Raw genomic sequence first — 1,519 nt, 5'->3', positions numbered from 1 at the left:
GACTCGACTTTCGCCCTTTTGAGCCGGGAGGCCCAAGCAGGGGGGCGAGGGTAGAAGGGGCTGAGGGTAGGAGAAGAGCGGCCATCGAGGCCAGCTGAGAGAGGTGTCCGGCAAGACACGCCTCCTCCAGCACCTTCGAGGTCTCCCGATGGCCGCCTCCCATTTGTATGCACTGTTGCGAGTCTTGCAGCTGGTCCGGCCCGCCTTCACCGAGCCCTCGTTCCTGCGCTTCCTGGTGCTGTTCGCCGGCTGGGTGTGCAGTGGCGGCACGCACGCGGTCACCGAGGCGCTGGTGGCTGCGGGCGTCTCGGGCGTGCAGCACCACGCGGCCTTCCATCGCTTCTTCTCCCGGGCCCGCTGGAGTGCGGACGAAGTGGGCCGACTGCTGCTGCTGAAACTGGCGGCCCTGGGGCCCCTGAGACTGGTGCTCGACGACACCCTGTGCAGCCACAAAGGGCCGAAGGTATTCGGTCTGGGCAGCCACCTGGATGCGGTGCACTCCACCCGAGCTGTGCACGTCTTCTGCTTCGGCCACGTCTGGGTGACGCTGGCGGTGCTGGTGCAGGTGCCCTTTGCTTCGCGCCCCTGGGCGCTGCCCGTCCTCTTCCGGCTCTACCGCACCCAGGCCGAGTGCCAGAGGAAAGGCATTGCGCACCGCAAGAAGACGCAGCTGGGCCGAGAGCTGGTGGAGCGTGTCCTCAGTTGGCTGCCCACGGCTCCCGTGGAGCTTGCCGCAGACGAGGCCTACTCGTGCAGCACCGTGCTCAAGCAGTTGCCGCAACGGCTCGTCTTCGTCGGCGCCATGCGCCCAGACGCCGTGCTGACTCGCCCGCGCACGCACCGGTGCCGCTCGCCGAAGACGGGCCGGTGGCTGACGCGCGACGTGACGGTGCCCAAGCCCCAGGCCCTCGCCCGGGATGCCGCGCTCCCCTGGCAGCGGCTGACGGCCTTTCTCTACGGCCAGTCGCAGCAGGTGGACTGCAAGGAGGTGGTGGCCCGCTGGAGGAGTGCTGCCGGAGAGCGGATGCTCAAGGTCGTCGTCGTGCGGATGACGGGCGGCAGCCGGCCCCTGCGCGTCTTCTTCTGCACCGACGCCTCCCTCACGGCCCTCCAAGTGGTGGAAAGGTATGCCTTCAGGTGGAGCATCGAAGTGCTTTTCCGAGACTTGAAACAGCTGCTTGGCTTCGCCGACTCACGTGCCCGCCGCCGCCTGGCCGTGCTGCGCACCGCTCCCTTCGCAGGCTTGAGTTACACCCTGCTCGTCCTCTGGTACCTGGAGCTGGCCGCCAGCTGGCAGCAACTGAAGCTGCCTGTGCGACCCTGGTACACCACCAAGGCCACTGTCAGCTTCGCGGATGTCCTGCGATTGGCTCAAGCCACCCTGGCCCGTGCCCGCTGGCACTCGCCGCGTCGACTTCGCGCCAACTTACGCGCCGCCTCCCGCGCCACGCACCCCCAGGAGCGCGCGGCGTAGACCGCAGCGCTCGCCCCCTCGCTCCAAAAGAGCGAAAGTCGAGTC

1 protein-coding gene is annotated in these 1,519 nt (G+C 68.1%); it reads left to right on the top strand.

The window, feature by feature from the left end:
- Nucleotides 1-148: 148 nt before the first annotated feature.
- On the top strand, nt 149-1,474 hold the full coding sequence (locus D7W79_RS41915) for an IS701 family transposase (RefSeq protein ID WP_120530746.1): 1,326 nt from the start codon (nt 149-151) through the stop codon (nt 1,472-1,474).
- Nucleotides 1,475-1,519: the final 45 nt, after the last annotated feature.

The organism is Corallococcus exercitus (assembly GCF_003611585.1).
Lineage (GTDB): Bacteria > Myxococcota > Myxococcia > Myxococcales > Myxococcaceae > Corallococcus > Corallococcus exercitus.
This window is presented reverse-complemented; position numbering and strand designations above follow the sequence as displayed.

Excerpts from the sequence above, each read along its gene's own strand:
- D7W79_RS41915 (WP_120530746.1), top strand. The coding sequence starts at position 149 with ATGGCCGCCTCCCATTTGTATGCACTGTTGCGAGTCTTGCAGCTGGTC.